14 protein-coding genes and 1 tRNA gene are annotated in these 18,606 nt (G+C 59.1%); 2 read left to right on the top strand and 13 right to left on the bottom strand.

Annotated features, from left to right (window positions below):
- Nucleotides 1-126: 126 nt before the first annotated feature.
- The 3 genes from fusA to rpsL form a co-directional block, all read right to left on the bottom strand.
- Nucleotides 127-2,226, bottom strand: coding sequence for an elongation factor G (gene fusA / locus IP76_RS21295; RefSeq protein WP_054160251.1), 2,100 nt, complete (start codon nucleotides 2,224-2,226; stop codon nucleotides 127-129).
- Nucleotides 2,227-2,258: 32 nt separating this feature from the next.
- Nucleotides 2,259-2,729, bottom strand: a complete 471-nt coding sequence (gene rpsG / locus IP76_RS21290; protein WP_054160250.1) for a 30S ribosomal protein S7 — start codon at nucleotides 2,727-2,729, stop codon at nucleotides 2,259-2,261.
- Between the two features lie 85 nt (nucleotides 2,730-2,814).
- Nucleotides 2,815-3,186 (bottom strand): 30S ribosomal protein S12, encoded by a 372-nt coding sequence (gene rpsL, locus IP76_RS21285; protein ID WP_003507760.1) that lies wholly within the window; start codon nucleotides 3,184-3,186, stop codon nucleotides 2,815-2,817.
- 500 nt (nucleotides 3,187-3,686) lie between these two features.
- Here rpsL and IP76_RS21280 point away from each other — a divergent pair, with 500 nt between their 5' ends.
- Nucleotides 3,687-3,980, top strand: coding sequence for a hypothetical protein (locus tag IP76_RS21280; protein WP_054160249.1), 294 nt, complete (start codon nucleotides 3,687-3,689; stop codon nucleotides 3,978-3,980).
- A gap of 233 nt (nucleotides 3,981-4,213) precedes the next feature.
- Here the strand turns inward: IP76_RS21280 and rpoC are convergent, their stop codons facing one another.
- The 10 genes from rpoC to IP76_RS21230 form a co-directional block, all read right to left on the bottom strand.
- Nucleotides 4,214-8,425 (bottom strand): DNA-directed RNA polymerase subunit beta', encoded by a 4,212-nt coding sequence (gene rpoC / locus IP76_RS21275; RefSeq protein WP_054160248.1) that lies wholly within the window; start codon nucleotides 8,423-8,425, stop codon nucleotides 4,214-4,216.
- Nucleotides 8,426-8,618: 193 nt separating this feature from the next.
- Nucleotides 8,619-12,752, bottom strand: a complete 4,134-nt coding sequence (rpoB, locus tag IP76_RS21270; protein WP_054160247.1) for a DNA-directed RNA polymerase subunit beta — start codon at nucleotides 12,750-12,752, stop codon at nucleotides 8,619-8,621.
- A 245-nt stretch (nucleotides 12,753-12,997) separates the two neighbouring features.
- Nucleotides 12,998-13,372 carry a 50S ribosomal protein L7/L12 gene (gene rplL, locus IP76_RS21265; protein WP_054160246.1) on the bottom strand — a complete coding sequence of 125 codons (375 nt, stop codon included), beginning with the start codon at nucleotides 13,370-13,372 and terminating at the stop codon, nucleotides 12,998-13,000.
- Nucleotides 13,373-13,441: 69 nt separating this feature from the next.
- Nucleotides 13,442-13,960 carry a 50S ribosomal protein L10 gene (rplJ, locus tag IP76_RS21260; RefSeq protein ID WP_054160245.1) on the bottom strand — a complete coding sequence of 173 codons (519 nt, stop codon included), beginning with the start codon at nucleotides 13,958-13,960 and terminating at the stop codon, nucleotides 13,442-13,444.
- Between the two features lie 343 nt (nucleotides 13,961-14,303).
- The gene (gene rplA, locus IP76_RS21255; protein ID WP_054160244.1) at nucleotides 14,304-14,999 is read right to left on the bottom strand and encodes a 50S ribosomal protein L1; all 696 of its coding nucleotides are present in this window, start codon (nucleotides 14,997-14,999) and stop codon (nucleotides 14,304-14,306) included.
- 2 nt (nucleotides 15,000-15,001) lie between these two features.
- On the bottom strand, nucleotides 15,002-15,433 hold the full coding sequence (gene rplK / locus IP76_RS21250) for a 50S ribosomal protein L11 (protein ID WP_006728786.1): 432 nt from the start codon (nucleotides 15,431-15,433) through the stop codon (nucleotides 15,002-15,004).
- 148 nt (nucleotides 15,434-15,581) lie between these two features.
- On the bottom strand, nucleotides 15,582-16,112 hold the full coding sequence (gene nusG / locus IP76_RS21245; protein WP_054160243.1) for a transcription termination/antitermination protein NusG: 531 nt from the start codon (nucleotides 16,110-16,112) through the stop codon (nucleotides 15,582-15,584).
- A gap of 16 nt (nucleotides 16,113-16,128) precedes the next feature.
- Nucleotides 16,129-16,329 (bottom strand): preprotein translocase subunit SecE, encoded by a 201-nt coding sequence (gene secE, locus IP76_RS21240; RefSeq protein ID WP_054160242.1) that lies wholly within the window; start codon nucleotides 16,327-16,329, stop codon nucleotides 16,129-16,131.
- A 182-nt stretch (nucleotides 16,330-16,511) separates the two neighbouring features.
- A tRNA-Trp gene (locus IP76_RS21235) sits at nucleotides 16,512-16,587 on the bottom strand.
- Nucleotides 16,588-16,723: 136 nt separating this feature from the next.
- Nucleotides 16,724-17,329 (bottom strand): hypothetical protein, encoded by a 606-nt coding sequence (locus IP76_RS21230; protein WP_156318681.1) that lies wholly within the window; start codon nucleotides 17,327-17,329, stop codon nucleotides 16,724-16,726.
- 329 nt (nucleotides 17,330-17,658) lie between these two features.
- Between IP76_RS21230 and IP76_RS21225 the strand changes: the two genes are divergently transcribed.
- A complete protein-coding gene (locus IP76_RS21225) occupies nucleotides 17,659-18,033 on the top strand; it encodes a pentapeptide repeat-containing protein (protein ID WP_054160240.1) in 375 nt (124 codons plus the stop codon).
- Nucleotides 18,034-18,606: the final 573 nt, after the last annotated feature.

Genomic DNA, 18,606 nt, shown 5'->3' with positions numbered 1-18,606 from the left:
GATCGTACCGATGTTGACGTGCGGCTTATTGCGCTCAAACTTACTCTTTGCCATTTTCGGCTCTCCATTCTTTCGTCCCCATCAGGGGAAATTCAAACATTCAATTGGCTTGGTTGGGTATTCCGGTCACTTCTGACCGGAATACTTCGCCTGGATTTCTGCAGCAACGTTCGACGGAACCGGTGCGTAGTGATCGAAGGTCATCGAGTACTGCGCGCGGCCCTGCGACATGGAGCGCAGGTTGTCGACGTACTTGAACATGTTGGCAAGCGGGACGTGAGCATTGATCACGATTGCAATGCCGCGCTGTTCCTGACCCTGGATCTGACCACGACGCGAGTTCAGGTCACCGATCACGTCACCGACGTAATCTTCCGGCGTTACCACTTCGACCTTCATCATCGGCTCGAGCAGCTGAGCGCCGGCCTTCTTCGCTGCTTCACGGAAGCAGGCACGCGATGCGATTTCGAAGGCGAGAACCGAGGAGTCGACGTCATGGAATGCGCCGTCGATCAGGGTTGCCTTGACGCCGAGCATCGGGAAGCCCGCGAGCGGACCCGAAGACAGAACACTTTCGATACCCTTCTGAACGCCCGGGATGTATTCCTTCGGAACAGCACCGCCGACGATCTTGGACTCGAACTTGAAGTCTTCGCCTTCCGGGTTCGGTTCGAAGATGAGCTTGACGCGCGCGAACTGACCGGTACCACCGGACTGCTTCTTGTGCGTGTAGTCTTCTTCGTGCGTCTTCGTGATGGTTTCGCGGTAGGCAACCTGCGGAGCACCGACGTTGGCTTCAACCTTGAACTCGCGACGCATACGGTCAACGAGAATGTCGAGGTGAAGTTCGCCCATGCCTGCAATGATCGTCTGGCCGGATTCCTGGTCGGTCTTGACGCGGAAGGACGGGTCTTCAGCAGCGAGGCGATTGAGCGCGAGACCCATCTTTTCCTGGTCGCCCTTGGACTTCGGCTCGATCGCGATCTGAATGACCGGTTCCGGGAATTCCATGCGCTCAAGGATAACCGGCTTCAGCGGATCGCAGAGCGTATCGCCAGTGGTGGTTTCCTTAAGACCGGCCAAAGCAACGATGTCGCCTGCAAAGGCTTCTTCGATGTCTTCGCGGCTGTTCGAGTGCATCTGCAGCATGCGGCCGACGCGCTCGCGCTTGTCCTTGACCGTGTTCAGAACCGACACGCCCTTTTCGAGCTTGCCCGAATAGATACGTGCGAAGGTCAGCGAACCGACGAAGGGGTCGTTCATGATCTTGAACGCCAGCATAGCGAGCGGCTCGGCGTCATCTGCATGGCGCTCGATTTCGGCTTCGGTCTTGAAGTCGATGCCCTTGATCGCCGGGATATCGAGCGGCGACGGCAGGTAGTCGACAACCGCGTCGAGGAGCGGCTGAACGCCCTTGTTCTTGAAGGCGGTGCCGCAGAACATCGGGTGGAACTTGACGTCGATGGTGCCGCGGCGAACCAGAGCACGGATCTTGTCATTGTCCGGCATTTCGCCGTTCAGGTAGGCTTCCATCGCTTCTTCGTCGATCTCGACCACAGTCTCGATCAGCTTTTCGCGATATTCGGCAGCCTTTTCCTTCAGGTCTTCCGGGATTTCAACAACATCCCAGGCAGCACCGAGGGATTCGTCGCGCCAGACGAGAGCATTCATCTCGATCAGGTCGACGACGCCCTTGAATTCGGATTCTGCACCGATCGGGAGCTGCATGACAACAGCGGTGGCGCCGAGACGGGTCTTGATCATTTCTACCGAGCGGTAGAAGTCAGCACCGGTCTTGTCCATCTTGTTGCAGAAGATCATCCGCGGGACGTTGTACTTTTCAGCCTGACGCCAGACGGTTTCGGTCTGCGGCTCAACACCAGCGTTGGCGTCGAGAAGAGCGACGGCACCGTCGAGCACGCGCAGCGAACGTTCGACTTCGATGGTGAAGTCAACGTGGCCGGGGGTGTCGATGATGTTGAAACGACGCATCTTGCCGTCGCGACCCTTCCAGAAGGTCGTGGTCGCAGCAGAGGTAATCGTGATGCCACGCTCCTGCTCCTGCTCCATCCAGTCCATCGTGGCCGCGCCATCATGAACTTCGCCGATCTTGTGAGACTTACCGGTGTAGTACAGGATGCGTTCGGTCGTGGTGGTCTTGCCGGCGTCGATATGCGCCATGATACCGAAGTTGCGGTAGTCTTCGATTTTATATTCGCGAGCCATAACGGACTGCCTTTCAATATTCGATCGGTGGATTACCAGCGGTAATGCGAGAAGGCGCGGTTTGCATCGGCCATCTTGTGGGTGTCTTCGCGCTTCTTGACGGCGCTACCGCGGTTGTTGGCGGCGTCGAGCAGCTCGCCGGAGAGACGGTCGACCATGGTGGTTTCGTTACGCTTGCGGGCAGCGGTGATCAGCCAGCGGATGGCGAGAGCCTGACGGCGCTCCGGACGAACGTCGACCGGGACCTGGTAGGTTGCACCACCAACGCGGCGCGAACGGACTTCAACATGCGGCGCGACATTGTCGAGCGCCTGATGGAAGATCGCGATCGGCTCAGCCTTTGCCTTTGCCTGAACGACGTCGAATGCGCCGTAGACGATGCTTTCGGCCACGGACTTCTTGCCGTGGAGCATGATGGCGTTCATGAACTTGGTGACGATCAGATCGCCGAACTTCGGGTCCGGATTGATCTCACGCTTTTCTGCACTATGGCGACGGGACATACTTCTTGTCTCTCAACGGTTGGGACGCTTTACAACGCGGAGAACCTCGCGCAGCGCCGGAATCTTGATTGTGAAGGGCCGAAGCTTACTTCGGACGCTTCGCACCGTACTTCGAACGGCGCTGCTTGCGGTTCTTGACACCCTGGGTATCGAGAACGCCGCGGATGATGTGGTAACGAACGCCCGGCAAGTCCTTTACGCGGCCGCCACGGATCATGACGACAGAGTGTTCCTGCAGGTTATGGCCTTCGCCCGGGATATAACCGATGACTTCAAAGCCATTGGTCAGACGGATCTTGGCAACCTTACGGAGAGCCGAGTTCGGCTTCTTCGGCGTCGTTGTGTAGACGCGTGTGCAGACGCCACGCTTCTGGGGGTTTTCCTGCAGAGCAGGAACCTTGTTGCGCTTTACCTGTGCCTGACGCGGCTTACGGATCAGCTGGTTTACGGTAGGCATATACCCATCCTTGCAAAATCTAGTCTCAAGCCCTTCCGGACCCTTGGTTTGCCGTTTCCGGCGGCGGCCGCACAGATTTCTTCATGCGCAAAATGTGGCCCGACCCGTTTCTGGCGGATGGACCACAAAAGACAGAGGACGCATTTTCATGCGTCTTGCGTGCAGCATACATGTCGTCAACGTGCGTTTGGTACCCTGTTTGAGGCGAACTCCGGGACGCGTCGTCCTGAAAAACCCGGCCTCACATAGGTCCCGATGCGCGGGGTACTACTGTTTTCCCCTCTTTGCGTCAAGTCTCGATCGATATTTAATGCCCGAAGCGCCCCGCGTGGCAGGCACTTTGGCCATGCGGTTGCTGGAAAGTGACTCTTACCATGCAATTTGTCTTGGTTTGCCGTGGGAAACTTCTAAATAGGGTCTTGAGGGCGGAAAGACCACCCTGCCCGCCGGGTCGAATCGACCTAAACGAGAATCGCTCATCGAACGAGAAGACCCGAGCCATGATCACCAATCCAGATAACGACAATACGCGTGACGAACCGATGGTCTTCATCGTGATTGCCAAGGCCTATGAATCCGACGGCGGCGAGCCTGTCGACCTGCATGTCATGCTGACCGCGCCGGACGACGACACGGCCGTGCGCATGACGCTGAACGCACTGTCCGAGGAGGGCTTCCTGGAGGCCGACCTCGACCAGATCGGCATGATCACTGGCGCACCGGACGAAGAGCCGCACGCTTCCGCCTATCAAGGTGCACTTGAAGGCGAAGTCGCGATCATCCGCTTCAACTGAAGACACGACATATCAGCATTGCACAAGGCCGGTTCACCACCGGCCTTTTTTTGCGCCTGGTGACTGAGTGGCGTCCGCTTGACCACGGGGGCTTCATTCTGCGGCCCCTCCCCTAGGCGCTGCGCAGACCTGCGAACCTGCCAGATCTCCGCCTGGCCTCGCTCTCTGCCACGCATGCAAAAGGCCGCCCGGATCGCTCCGGGCGGCCGTTCAGATCGTTCTCCCTGCGCCGATTACTCGGCGGCAGGCGCGCCCTCGCTGGCGAGGTTCTGCAGCATCGGAGTTGCGACATCCGCACCGGTGCCCTTCTTGCGCTCCTCGAGGATGAGGTCGTCGCGCGAGGTGGCGATGCGGCGGATCTGCGTCATGGTGCCGCCGGTACCAGCCGGGATCAGGCGACCGACGATGACGTTTTCCTTCAGACCCTGCAGCGTGTCGGTCTTGCCGGCGATTGCAGCTTCCGTGAGAACCTTTGTGGTTTCCTGGAAGGATGCAGCCGAGATGAACGACGGGGTCTGCAGCGAGGCCTTGGTGATGCCGAGAAGGACCGGATCGCCGTAAGCCGGCTTCTTGCCTTCCTCGATCAGGCGGTCGTTGTTGTCATCAAGCTCGATCCGGTCGACATTGTCACCAACGATGTAGTGGCTGTCGCCCGCGTCGGTGATCTCGACCTTCTGCAGCATCTGGCGAACGATCACCTCGATGTGCTTGTCGTTGATCAGAACGCCCTGCAGACGGTAGACTTCCTGGATTTCGTTGACCAGGTACGAGGCAAGTGCCTCGACGCCCTTGATCGCCAGGATGTCGTGCGGAGCCGGGTTACCGTCGAGGATGTAATCACCCTTTTCGATATAGTCGCCTTCCTGAAGGTGGAAGGGCTTGCCCTTCGGGATCAGGTACTCGACTGGCTCGACACCGTCTTCTGCCGGCTCGATGATAACGCGGCGCTTGTTCTTGTAGTCGCGGCCGAGCCGGATCGTACCATCAATCTCAGCGATGATGGCATGGTCCTTCGGACGACGCGCTTCGAACAGTTCGGCAACACGCGGCAGACCACCGGTGATGTCCTTGGTCTTGGCGCTTTCCAGCGGCGAACGTGCAAGCACGTCGCCCTGGCTGACACGCTGACCAGGCTCGACCGACAGGATCGCATCGACGGACAGCTGGAAGCGTGCTTCGCCGCCACGGGCGACCTTGAGCACGTTGCCGCTGGCGTCCTTGATGACGATCGCCGGCTTCAGGTCGGCGCCACGCGGTGTCGAACGCCAGTCGATAACCTGACGCTTGGTGATACCGGTGGATTCGTCGGTGGCTTCGAGCACGGAGAGACCGTCGACGACGTCCTCGAAATGCACGATACCCTCGACTTCCGTCATCATCGGGCGTGTGTACGGATCCCACTCGGCCAGACGCTGTCCGCGCTTTACCTTGTCGCCATCGTCGACAAAGACCTTCGAACCATAGGCCACGCGCTGCGAGGAACGCTCGACCCCACGCTCGTCGAGGATCATGACGGCCATGCTGCGGCCCATGGCGATCAGAGTGCCATCGGAGTTGCGCAGCATGTTGCGGTTCTTGATCTGAACCGTGCCCTCATAAGAGGCTTCGAGGAACGACTGGTCGACCACGGTCGCGGTACCGCCCAAGTGGAAGGTACGCATGGTCAGCTGGGTACCCGGCTCACCGATCGACTGCGCGGCGATGACGCCGACAGCTTCACCCATGTTGACCGGCGTACCACGGGCCAGATCTCGGCCGTAGCAGATCGAGCAAACGCCCGTCTGGACTGCGCAGGTCAGCGCGGAGCGAATACGGATCGACTGGATACCAGCCTTCTCGATTTCGATGACGTCAGGCTCGAGGATCATCTTGCCGGCATCAACGATGCGCTCACCCGTGACCGGATGATCGATGTCGTCAAGTGCTGTACGCCCCAGAACGCGAGAGCCAATCGAGGCCACGACCTGACCGGCATCGACAATTGCCGTCATGGTGAGGCCCGTATCGGTGCCGCAATCCACGAGGTTGACGATGCAATCCTGCGCCACGTCGACGAGACGACGGGTCAGGTAACCGGAGTTCGCGGTCTTCAAGGCGGTGTCTGCGAGACCCTTACGGGCACCGTGGGTCGAGTTGAAGTACTCGTTAACGGTCAGGCCTTCCTTGAAGTTCGAGATGATCGGCGTCTCGATGATTTCGCCCGACGGCTTGGCCATGAGGCCGCGCATGCCGCCCAGCTGGCGCATCTGGTTCGGTGAACCACGGGCACCCGAGTGGGACATCATGTAGATGGCGTTCATCGGCTTTTGACGACCGGTCTCCTTGTCGAACTCGACAGCCTTAATGCGGGCCATCATGTCCTCGGCGACCTTTTCGGTGGCCTTGCCCCAGGCGTCAACGACCTTGTTGTACTTTTCGCCCTGAGTGATCAGGCCGTCATTGTACTGCTGCTCGTATTCCTTGACCAGGGATTCGGTGTCGCCAACGATCTTCGCCTTGGTTTCCGGAATGATCATGTCATCCTTGCCGAAGGAAATGCCGGCGCGGCAGGCATGCGTGAAGCCGAGCTGCATGATGCGGTCGCAGAAGATGACCGTGTCCTTCTGGCCGCAATGGCGGTAGACCGTGTCGATCATCTTGGAGATGTTCTTCTTGGTCAGTTCCTGGTTGCAGATATCGAAGGGAACATTGACGTTCTTCGGCAGAAGCTCGCCAACGATCATGCGGCCGGGCGTGGTTTCATAGATCTTCGAAACCGGCTTGCCGTTTTCATCAACCGTCTTGAAGCGACCGCGGATCTTGGCATGCAGGGTGACGACCTTGTTTTCCAGGGCATGGTGCAGTTCGCCCATATCCGAGAAGACCATGCCTTCGCCTGGCTCGTTCTGGTTCTGGATCGACAGATAGTAGAGGCCGAGAACCATGTCCTGCGACGGAACGATGATCGGTGCACCGTTGGCCGGGTGCAGGATGTTGTTCGTCGACATCATCAGGACGCGAGCTTCAAGCTGAGCTTCAAGCGACAGCGGCACGTGAACAGCCATCTGGTCGCCGTCGAAGTCGGCGTTGAATGCCGTGCAGACGAGCGGGTGCAGCTGGATGGCCTTGCCTTCGACCAGGATCGGTTCGAAGGCCTGGATGCCCAGGCGGTGCAGCGTCGGTGCGCGGTTCAGGAGAACCGGATGTTCGCGGATGACCTCGTCGAGGATATCCCAGACCTCAGGCTTTTCCTTTTCAACAAGCTTCTTGGCCTGCTTGACGGTCGAGGAGTAACCCTTCGCGTCGAGGCGGGCGTAGATGAACGGCTTGAACAGTTCGAGCGCCATCTTCTTCGGCAGGCCGCACTGGTGCAGCTTCAGTTCCGGACCGGTCACGATGACCGAACGGCCGGAATAGTCGACGCGCTTGCCGAGAAGGTTCTGGCGGAAGCGGCCCTGCTTGCCCTTGAGCATGTCGGACAGCGACTTCAGCGGGCGCTTGTTGGCACCGGTGATGACGCGGCCACGGCGACCGTTGTCGAACAGCGCGTCCACAGATTCCTGCAGCATGCGCTTTTCGTTGCGGATGATGATGCCCGGAGCGCGCAGTTCGATGAGGCGCTTCAGACGGTTGTTACGGTTGATGACGCGACGGTAGAGATCGTTCAGGTCAGAGGTCGCGAAACGGCCGCCATCGAGCGGGACCAGCGGGCGCAGGTCCGGCGGGATGACCGGAACGACCTTCATGATCATCCACTCCGGGCGGTTGCCCGACTCCATGAAGTTCTCGACGATCTTCAGGCGCTTCATCAGCTTCTTCTGCTTGAGTTCCGACGTGGTATCAGCCAGGTCGGAGCGCAAGTCGCCGGCGATCTTCTCGAGGTTCATCGAGGCCAGCATCTCGTAGATGGCTTCAGCGCCGATCATGGCAGTGAACTGGTCCTCGCCGAACTCGTCGACGGCGATCATGTATTCTTCTTCGGAAAGAAGCTGGTTTTCCTTCAGCGAGGTCAGGCCCGGCTCAGTGACGATGTAGTTCTCGAAGTAGAGAACGCGCTCGACATCCTTCAGCGTCATGTCCAGCAGCGTGGAGATACGCGAAGGCAGCGACTTCAGGAACCAGATATGGGCAACGGGCGCTGCGAGCTCAATATGGCCCATGCGCTCACGGCGAACGCGCGACAGCGTCACTTCGACGCCGCACTTTTCGCAGATGATGCCCTTGTACTTCATGCGCTTGTACTTGCCGCACAGGCACTCGTAGTCCTTGATCGGTCCGAAGATGCGCGCGCAGAAGAGACCGTCGCGTTCCGGCTTGAACGTACGGTAGTTGATCGTTTCCGGCTTCTTGATCTCGCCGTAGGACCACGACAGGATCTTTTCCGGGCTCGCAATCGAAATCCGGATGGAATCGAAGTGCTGCGCCGGTACCGACGGGTTGAAAAGGTTCATGACCTCTTGGTTCATGCCTGTCTCCTTGTGGGCTTCAAGCCCCAGATTGGGTCGTGGCGGCGGCAAATTCCCGGGATGCCGCCCCATACCCTTGCAATGACAATAACCGCGAACTGCGGCGAAACTTCCCTCACCGTCCCGTATTGGCCTTCGGGGCGATCAGGGAATGGCATGCGCGACTTACGCCACGCATGCCTTGTCAAACGTCTTATTCGGCCGCGTCGGGCAGCTGACCGTCTTCCGGCAGGATCTTCGAGTTCTCGAGTTCCACGGAAAGGCCCAGAGAGCGCATTTCCTTGACGAGAACGTTGAAGCTTTCCGGAATACCGGCCTCGAAGGTGTCGTCGCCACGGACGATCGCTTCATAGACCTTGGTACGGCCGGCCACGTCGTCCGACTTGACGGTGAGCATTTCCTGCAGGGTGTATGCAGCACCGTAAGCTTCGAGCGCCCAGACTTCCATTTCCCCGAAGCGCTGACCACCGAACTGCGCCTTACCACCGAGCGGCTGCTGGGTGACGAGCGAGTAAGGACCGATCGAACGCGCGTGGATCTTGTCATCGACCAAGTGGTTCAGCTTGATCATGTACATGTAGCCAACGGTGACCTGACGGTCGAAGGCTTCGCCGGTACGGCCATCATACAGAACAGACTGACCAGACGTTGCGAGACCTGCACGAGTCAGCATCTCGGAAACGTCGCTTTCATGGGCGCCGTCGAAGACCGGGGTCGCGATGGAGACACCGCGCTTGGCTTCTTCTGCCAGACGAACCAGCGAGTCATCATCGAAGTTCTTGACCTCGTCATGCGCTTCAGACGCATAGATTTCGGTCAGTTCCTTCTTCAGATCGGTGATGTCGAGGTGCTTGCGATAGTCCTCAAGCATCTGACCGATCTTCTTGCCCATGCCGGCGCAAGCCCAGGCCAGGTGGGTCTCGAGGATCTGGCCGACGTTCATGCGCGAGGGCACGCCGAGCGGGTTCAGAACGATGTCGACATGCGTGCCGTCTTCGAGGAACGGCATGTCCTCGACCGGTACGATGCGCGACACGACGCCCTTGTTGCCGTGACGGCCAGCCATCTTGTCGCCTGGCTGGATCTTGCGCTTCACAGCGACGAAGACCTTGACCATCTTCATGACGCCCGGAGGCATTTCGTCACCGCGCTGGACCTTCTCGACCTTGTCCATGAAGCGCTGTTCAAGGCGCGACTTGGATTCGTCGTACTGGGCCCGCAAGGCTTCGAGTTCGGCCTGAGCCTTCTCGTCTTCGACGGCAAACATCCACCACTGCGAGCGGGGATATTCAGAGACGACGGCGTTGGACAGCTCGACGCCCTTCTTGAAGCTCTTCGGACCGGCGATGGACACCTGACCACGGAGCATGTCGAGAAGGCGGCCGTAGACGTTGCGATCGAGGATCGCCTGTTCGTCGTCACGGTCCTTGGCGAGGCGTTCGATTTCCTCGCGCTCGATCGCCATCGCACGTTCGTCCTTTTCAACGCCGTGGCGGTTGAAAACGCGAACTTCGACGATGGTGCCGAAGGTGCCCGGAGGCATACGCATCGAGGTGTCACGGACGTCGGAGGCCTTTTCACCGAAGATGGCGCGCAGAAGCTTTTCTTCCGGCGTCATCGGGCTTTCGCCCTTCGGCGTGATCTTGCCAACGAGGATGTCGCCAGGAGCAACTTCCGCACCGATGTAGACGATACCGGCTTCATCGAGGTTCTTCAGCGCTTCTTCCGACACGTTCGGAATGTCGCGCGTGATTTCTTCCGGACCAAGCTTGGTGTCGCGGGCCATGACTTCGAATTCCTCGATATGGATCGAGGTGAAGACGTCTTCTGCGACGATGCGCTCGGACATCAGGATCGAGTCTTCGTAGTTGTAGCCGTTCCACGGCATGAACGCGACGAGCGCGTTACGGCCGAGGGCCAGATCACCGAGGTCGGTCGACGGACCGTCCGCGATGATGTCGCCCTTGTTCAGAACGTCACCGACAGTGACCAGCGGGCGCTGGTTGACGCAGGTGTTCTGGTTCGAACGCTGGAACTTCTGCAGGCGGTAGATATCGACGCCAGACTTCGACGGATCGAGGTCTTCGGTGGCGCGGATAACGATACGGGTTGCGTCAACCAAATCGACCACGCCGCCGCGACGGGCACCGATGGCAGCGCCGGAGTCACGTGCCACGATCGGCTCCATGCCGGTTCCGACGAACGGGGCTTCGGCACGCAGAAGCGGCACGGCCTGACGCTGCATGTTCGAGCCCATGAGAGCGCGGTTGGCGTCGTCGTTTTCAAGGAACGGGATCAGAGCGGCTGCGACCGAAACCAGCTGCTTCGGCGAAACGTCCATCAGGTTGATGGTGTCGCGCGGGGACAGCATAACTTCGCCGGCATGACGGCAGACGACGAATTCTTCAACGAATGCGCCTTCAGACGTCAGCTCGGAATTGGCCTGTGCGACGTAGTACTTCGCTTCTTCCATGGCGGAGAGATAGACGACGTCCTTCGTCACCTTGCCATCGACGATCTTGCGGTACGGGCTTTCGATGAAGCCGTACTTGTTCACACGAGCAAAGGTGGCAAGCGAGTTGATCAGACCGATGTTCGGGCCTTCCGGCGTCTCGATCGGGCAAATACGACCGTAATGGGTCGGATGAACGTCGCGAACTTCGAAGCCTGCGCGCTCGCGGGTCAGACCACCCGGTCCAAGAGCCGAAAGACGGCGCTTGTGGGTGATTTCCGAAAGCGGGTTCACCTGGTCCATAAACTGCGACAGCTGCGAGGAGCCGAAGAATTCGCGAACAGCAGCAGCAGCCGGCTTGGCGTTGATCAGGTCCTGCGGCATGACCGTGTCGATTTCGATCGACGACATGCGTTCCTTGATCGCACGCTCCATGCGGAGCAGACCAAGGCGGTACTGATTTTCCATGAGCTCGCCGACCGAACGGACACGGCGGTTGCCGAGGTTGTCGATGTCGTCGATCTCGCCCTTGCCGTCACGCAGTTCGACCAGCATCTTGACCACGGCCAGAATGTCGTCCTTGCGCAGAACGCGGACGGTATCCGGGCAATCGAGGTCGAGGCGCATGTTCATCTTGACGCGACCAACAGCCGACAGGTCGTAGCGCTCGCTGTCGAAGAACAGCGACTGGAACATGGCTTCAGCCGAATCCATGGTCGGCGGTTCACCCGGACGCATGACGCGGTAGATGTCGAACAGAGCGTCCTGGCGGTTCTCGTTCTTGTCCGCGGCCAGCGTGTTGCGGATATAGGCGCCGACATTGATGTGGTCGATGCCCAGAACCGGGATCTCGTCGAAACCGATGTCGAGGATCTGCGGCAGCGTTTTTTCGTCGATCTCGTCGCCGGCTTCCATGTAGATCTCGCCGGTCGCCATGTTGACCAGGTCTTCCGCGAGATAGTTGCCGTAGAGATCTTCGTCGGAAGCCTTCAGGAACTTCAGGCCCTTGTCCGAAAGCTGACGCAGCAGACGCGGGGTGAGCTTCTTGCCACCTTCAACCACGACTTCGCCGGTATCGGCGTCAACGAGGTCGGAAAGCGTCTTGGCGCCCTTGAGGGTTTCCGGGTTGAACGGGAAACGCCAGCCCTTGCCATCACGCTGGTAGAGCGACTTCGTGTAGAAGGTCGACAGGATCTCTTCGCCGTCCATGCCAAGCGCCATCAGCAGCGAGGTCACGGGGATCTTGCGGCGACGGTCGATACGGGCGTGGACGATGTCCTTGGCGTCGAATTCGATGTCGAGCCAGGAACCACGATATGGGATCACGCGGGCTGCAAACAGAAGCTTGCCCGAGGAGTGGCTCTTGCCCTTGTCGTGGTCAAAGAAGACGCCCGGCGAACGGTGCATCTGCGAGACGATAACGCGCTCGGTGCCGTTGACGATGAACGTGCCGTTGTTGGTCATGAGCGGCATATCGCCCATGTAGACGGACTGTTCCTTGATGTCCTTGATCGAGCGAGCGCCCGTATCCTCATCAATATCGAATACGATAAGGCGCAGCGTCACCTTGAGCGGTGCGGCATAGGTCAGGTCGCGCTGACGGCACTCGTCCACGTCGAACTTCGGCGGCTCGAATTCGTAGGATACGAATTCCAGCATGGATGCGCCAGAGAAGTCGGTGATCGGGAAGACGGACTTGAAGACCGTCTGCAGACCTTCGTCCGGACGACCGCCCTGGGGCTCGTCGACCATCAGGAACTGGTCATAGGATGCCTTCTGAACCTCGATGAGGTTCGGCATCTCTGCTACTTCTGGAATTTTTCCGAAAAACTTGCGTACGCGCCTACGACCATTAAAGGAAAGGGTCTGAGCCATCGTCGCTCCTTGTCAATTTGCAACCGGGCCTGCAACGGACGGAACCTGCTGGCCAGGCGGCTCCGTCAAAAAATGGATTTCAATCTCGTCTTGAAGTCCGAGCGGCCGACCGGATTGCCGGGCACTCGTTACAAGACCATCCTCTTGAGAACCCATTACCCAGGAACCGTTTTTGACGGTTCCTGGGTAATATGTTCGGAGGAAATCGATGGGGGAAGGAAACCTTCCCCCATCGCATTCCGATATTACTTAACGTCGACCTTGGCGCCAGCTTCTTCAAGCTTCTTCTTGAGGTCTGCGGCTTCAGCCTTGGAAACGCCTTCCTTGACAGCCTTCGGAGCGCCCTCGACCAGGTCCTTGGCTTCCTTGAGGCCGAGACCGGTGATGGCGCGGACTTCCTTGATGACGTTGATCTTGTTTGCGCCGGCATCCGTGAGGATGACGTCAAACTCGGTCTTTTCTTCTTCAGCAGCAGCCGGAGCAGCGCCGCCAGCAGCAGCAACGGCTACAGGAGCAGCAGCCGAAACGCCCCACTTTTCTTCGAGCAGCTTGGAAAGCTCAGCAGCTTCCAGAACGGTCAGAGCAGAGAGGTCTTCAACGATCTTTGCGAGATCAGCCATGATAGTACTTCCTTATAGATGTTCGGTTCGAAACGAACGGGTTTAGGGTATGAACAGCGAAAAACCGCCTTACGCGGCTTCGTCCTTCTTTGCATAGGCCGCAAACACGCGAGCAAGCTGAGCTGCCGGTGCCTGTACCACGCCAGCGATGCGGGTAGCCGGAGTCTGGATCATGCCCAGCAGCTTCGCACGCAGCTCGTCCAGCGAAGGCAGGGTCGCAAGCGACTTGACTGCATCGGCGGTGAGCGTGGTTGTTCCCATGGCGCCACCGAGAACAACGATCTTGTCGTTGGTCTTGGCGAAATCCATGACGACCTTCGGAGCCGTGATCGGGTCATTGCTGAATGCAATCAGCGTCTGACCTTTGAAGAGATCGGTGATCCCTTCGGCTTCCGTGCCCTGAAGAGCGATCTTGGCCAGGCGGTTCTTCGCGACTTTGACGGTGCCGCCAGCAGCGCGCATCTTCGAACGGAAGTCGTTCATCTGCGCAACCGTGACACCAGCATAGTGGGCCACAACAACCGAACCGGAAGCCTTGAAGACTTCGTTCAGTTCTGTGACGAATTCGCGTTTTTCCGCTCTTTCCACTGTCTGTCTCCAGTTGATGGGACCGCAATCCTGCAGGCCCCACCGGGTTTGCCTTTTGCCTCAAGGGATCCACTTCTTCAGATCCCGAGCGACGCTTGAGGATCCTGTCCCCTCGCACCGAAGAAAACTTCGATGCCAAGGCGAATAAGGCTCGAACCGAACTTCAAGACGTCTACAGACGTTTAAAACCGGGTCTTACCCCGTCTCATGCAGGTGAATATTAAGGCCGCAAGGGCCACCCACAATCTCGGACAGGAGTGTCTGGTTTTTGAGGCCAGACATTTCCGGCCCCGAAAGGCCGGAAACGGTTCGGACCGGAGCCTGGGCTCCGGTCGAATTCAGATCAAAGGTTGACCGACGACGGCTCGACCTTGACGCCGACGCCCATGGTCGACGAGATCGCTACGCGCTTGACGTAGTTGCCCTTGGCGCCAGCCGGCTTTGCCTTGATGACGGCGTCAGCGAAAGCCTTGATGTTTTCTTCGAGCGCCTTGGCGTCGAAGGAGGCCTTGCCGATACCGGCGTGGATGATACCAGCCTTTTCGACGCGGAACTCAACGGCGCCGCCCTTGGAAGCCTTGACGGCTCCAGCGACGTCCATGGTCACCGTACCAACCTTCGGGTTCGGCATCATGCCACGCGGGCCGAGAACCTTACCGAGGCGACCGACGAGCGGCATCATGTCCGGGGTGGCGATGCAGCGATCGAAATCGATCTTGCCGCCCTGGACGATTTCCAGCAGGTCTTCGGCGCCGACGATGTCTGCACCAGCGGCGCGGGCTTCATCAGCCTTGGCGCCACGGGCGAACACGGCAACCTTGACGTCGCGGCCAGTGCCGTTCGGCAGGTTGACCACGCCGCGGACCATCTGGTCAGCGTGACGCGGATCGACGCCGAGGTTCATGGCGATTTCGATCGTCTCGTCGAACTTCGCGGTGGCGCGTTCCTTGACGAGGGCGATAGCTTCCGGCAGCGCGACCAGCTTGGTCGGGTCAACACCTTCGCGGATCTTCTGAAGACGCTTTGCGAGCTTGGCCATGATCAACCTACCACTTCCAGGCCCATGGAGCGGGCAGAGCCCTCAACCATCAGCATTGCACCTTCGATGTCGGCAGCGTTCAGATCCTTCATCTTGCCTTCGGCAATTGCGCGGACCTGAGCCTTGGTGATCGTACCGACCTTCGCACCCTTGCCCGGAGTCTTCGAGCCAGAGGTGATCTTTGCTTCCTTCTTCAGCCAGTAGGTCACCGGCGGCTGCTTCATTGCGAAGGTGAAGGACTTGTCCTGGTAATAGGTGATGACGACCGGGATCGGCATACCCTTTTCCATTTCCTGCGTGGCGGCATTGAACGCCTTGCAGAATTCCATGATGTTAATGCCGCGCTGACCAAGTGCCGGGCCGATTGGCGGGGACGGGTTTGCCGATCCTGCCTTGACCTGGAGCTTGAGCTGGCCTGCAACTTTCTTAGCCATTACTCTCTGCCTTTCTACTCAGACCGGTTTCCCGATCCACTGATGCCGGACATAGCCGGCGGCTGCGGTTGCGTGGTGCGTCCAGACAGCCCGGCTTAAAAGGCTGCCCTACTCCCACGCGGATCGGGAGTTTCCTCCCCTTCTCCGATCAGACCTTTTCGACCTGACCGTATTCAAGTTCGACGGGCGTTGCGCGACCGAAGATCGAGACTTCGACCTTGAGGCGCGAGCGCTCCTCGTCCACATCCTGGACGACGCCATTGAAGGAGGCGAAAGGACCGTCGGAAACGCGGACCTGTTCGCCGATTTCGAAGGATACGGACGACTTCGGCCGCTCGACACCTTCCTGGACCTGACCCAGGATGCGGTCGGCTTCAAAGTCCGGGATCGGAACCGGCTTATTGTCGGAACCAAGGAAGCCCGTGACCTTCGGGGTATTCTTGATCAGGTGATAGGCTTCGTCCGTCAGGTTCGCCCGCACCAGCACATAGCCGGGGAAGAACTTGCGTTCGCTATCGACCTTACGGCCGCGACGAACCTCGACGACCTTTTCCGTCGGCACGAGGATCTTCTCGAACAGGTGCTCAAGCCCCTTCTGGCGAGCCTTGTTCTCGATGTCTTCCGCGACCTTCTTCTCAAAATTGGAATATGCGTGGACGATGTACCAACGTGCCGCCATGTTCGTTTCCGCCCGATCAGTTACCAACGCTCAGCACGAGGCTGAGCACCCAGCCGATAAGCTGGTCTGCGCCAAAGAAAAACAGCGCAGCGAAAAACACCATCGCCAGGACCATGAGCGTCGAAATCATGGTCTCGCGACGCGAGGGCCACGTCACCTTGGACGTTTCGGAGCGAACCTGCTGCAGAAACGCGAATGGATTGGACTTGGATGCCATTTAATGCCCACGCTTTTACGGCGCGTAAAGCCGACCTTGGTCAGCCCCACGCACCGCGTGTCTGTTTGAACCCTACATAAAGAGCGTTTCCCAGTTTCACAAGAGGGAAATGCTCTTTCGCAACTTTTAGGCTGTGCCAGATCATCGTGCTCGCCGCCGCACTCGTGCGCGCCGAACGGAAATGGCAGGGGCAGCCGGGCTTGAACCGACGACCTGCGGTTTTGGAGACCGCCGCTCTACCAACTGAGCTATACCCCTAAGCCTTGCTCCGAGCGAAAACCGTTTCGTTCGAGGCATGGCGCTCCCTTTAAGACGACCAGACCGGAATGGCAAGCGCATTTTTTCCGTCTTTTCTTCGCCATGCATGTTTTCTTCACGCGGCAGATGGAGACTACTACCAATCCCGTTGAAGCCTGCCCCATATCACCGCCTTTGGCCGACGGGACAGATCGGAAACGGTGGCCGACAGACTGACACCGGGCGCCAATTTCCGGCTCATGCTCATACCGGCAGCCATGGATTGTCGGTTTTCCAGGGTGACATCGGCCACAACGGTTGCCTGCCATTCCGTCAAGCTGAGCCTCAACGCCTGCCGGGCCCGGTAGACAGGCTCCTCCCCCGGAGATCGCGAGGTTTCCAGCGTCCGATCCAGTTCCAGATCGGCCAAAGATGCAAGTTCAACACGCCTGACCTGCTGGACATAGACGCGCCCGGCGCCATTGCGGGCGTCAAGCTTGGCGCCGGCAGAGAATCGCGTTCTGTCACGTCGATCCAGGTCGATCTCGCTCCACAGCCGCAGCGGCGCAACACGGGTTCCGGTCGTTGAAGGTCCCGCTGCATCGAGATTCGATTCGATTCCGAAGCTTGGGCGACCCGCTTCCGGTGCGCTGAGGCCGGAGCGTATGGTGATCGACGACCCGGCTCTCTCAGCCTTCCATAAAAATGGGCCCTCTTCCGCGAGCAAGGCTTGCGGCAGGATCAACGTCAGGGTCGCCGCCAATAGAAGTTTCCTCGCGGGACGCATTGTCACGGCATTGTCCTTCTTGGCGTTCAGGGGACCAGGCGGGCGAATCAGGCGCGAGACTGCGCCGAGAGCCGCGTTTTTAAAGGAGGCATGCCCGGTGAGAACTGCCAACTGTGCAGAGGAGACATGCGGCCGCTCTGTGGGAGTTTGCCTGACACACCCTTCAAATGACCGGGGGAATTCCCGGAGACGAGGCAGCTGGTCGAAACGTTTTAAGGCCAGGAAGACGCTAAAGAGGCTGCCGCTTGCCATGAGGTGCAGATTGCCGGATAGTCATAAGGCCTGTCCCTTCTGGAGGACCCGCCATGATGAGAATCAGCAATGCCGCCCTGCCCGGCTCTGAGTTCCACGACAGCGACCTGTCGGAAACGCGTTTCAGCGACGTCATTTTGCGGCAGGCGGTCTTTACCAATGTGAACCTTGGACGGGCGCTGGTGACCGATGCCGATGCGGAGCAGATCGCCTTTCGCAACCTCACCATGTCAGGGGCCATCTTCGAGAACGTCGCCATGGATGGCGCAAGCCTCACCCATGTCGATATGAATGGTTGCGCGGTCCGGTTTGCGAGCCTCGTCGATGTGTCGATAGCGGAGTGCGATGTCACCGGCATGACGATCAACGGTATCCTGGTGACGGATCTCCTCAGGCTCGCCGAAGAGGCTGAGCTCAGGACAGGGTGAGTTGCTGCCCAATCGAGACCATTCACTTCATCGCCACGCCCCCCCCCGGTAGCGATCACGCGCGCGTCGAAACCTCGGATAGCGCCGAGCACCTCGTTGCCAATGCAATGGCGGCCCTGCAAGCCAAGGCGCGACCGATGAGGTGCGGCCAGCGGTGAACTTGTCGCGATAGCGCTTCGCCCGAACGCAGTGGGTGGTCAATTGCAGTATGCCTTCGCCAACAGCCAACTGGTCAGCGGTGTCGTCAGAGACGCCACCGTCGGTCATCATTTTCCAAGAGCGCCAAAAGACGAGCCGACCATCTGGCTCCGCTTAGACCCCGTCAACGCAGCACCGGCCAAACCGATGCTGGATAAAGCATGCCATATCACAACGCCTGCCCGAGCATCCGGTTAGCCTCAACTGGTGGCGGAAGTTCCTGATCGCATCGAGCTGGTCTGCGGATAGCAGTCTGGGTTACCGTCAAACAAAAACCCCGCCGTTTCCGGCGGGGTTCATGGTCTTCCCTCGTGGGAATATCGATTACTCGACGATCGAAGCGACGATGCCGGCGCCGACGGTACGGCCGCCTTC

Source organism: Rhizobium sp. AAP43, assembly GCF_001296045.1.
Lineage (GTDB): Bacteria > Pseudomonadota > Alphaproteobacteria > Rhizobiales > Rhizobiaceae > Allorhizobium.
Note: the sequence above shows the minus strand (reverse complement) of the source record. Positions and strands in the feature narration are given on the sequence as shown.

Bases quoted from the DNA above. Each gene is read 5' to 3' on its own strand.
- fusA (WP_054160251.1), bottom strand. From the start codon at position 2,226: ATGGCTCGCGAATATAAAATCGAAGACTACCGCAACTTCGGTATCATG.
- rpsG (WP_054160250.1), bottom strand. From the start codon at position 2,729: ATGTCCCGTCGCCATAGTGCAGAAAAGCGTGAGATCAATCCGGACCCG.
- rpsL (WP_003507760.1), bottom strand. From the start codon at position 3,186: ATGCCTACCGTAAACCAGCTGATCCGTAAGCCGCGTCAGGCACAGGTA.
- IP76_RS21280 (WP_054160249.1), top strand. From the start codon at position 3,687: ATGATCACCAATCCAGATAACGACAATACGCGTGACGAACCGATGGTC.
- rpoC (WP_054160248.1), bottom strand. From the start codon at position 8,425: ATGAACCAAGAGGTCATGAACCTTTTCAACCCGTCGGTACCGGCGCAG.
- rpoB (WP_054160247.1), bottom strand. From the start codon at position 12,752: ATGGCTCAGACCCTTTCCTTTAATGGTCGTAGGCGCGTACGCAAGTTT.
- rplL (WP_054160246.1), bottom strand. From the start codon at position 13,372: ATGGCTGATCTCGCAAAGATCGTTGAAGACCTCTCTGCTCTGACCGTT.
- rplA (WP_054160244.1), bottom strand. From the start codon at position 14,999: ATGGCCAAGCTCGCAAAGCGTCTTCAGAAGATCCGCGAAGGTGTTGAC.
- rplK (WP_006728786.1), bottom strand. From the start codon at position 15,433: ATGGCTAAGAAAGTTGCAGGCCAGCTCAAGCTCCAGGTCAAGGCAGGA.
- nusG (WP_054160243.1), bottom strand. From the start codon at position 16,112: ATGGCGGCACGTTGGTACATCGTCCACGCATATTCCAATTTTGAGAAG.
- secE (WP_054160242.1), bottom strand. From the start codon at position 16,329: ATGGCATCCAAGTCCAATCCATTCGCGTTTCTGCAGCAGGTTCGCTCC.
- IP76_RS21225 (WP_054160240.1), top strand. From the start codon at position 17,659: ATGATGAGAATCAGCAATGCCGCCCTGCCCGGCTCTGAGTTCCACGAC.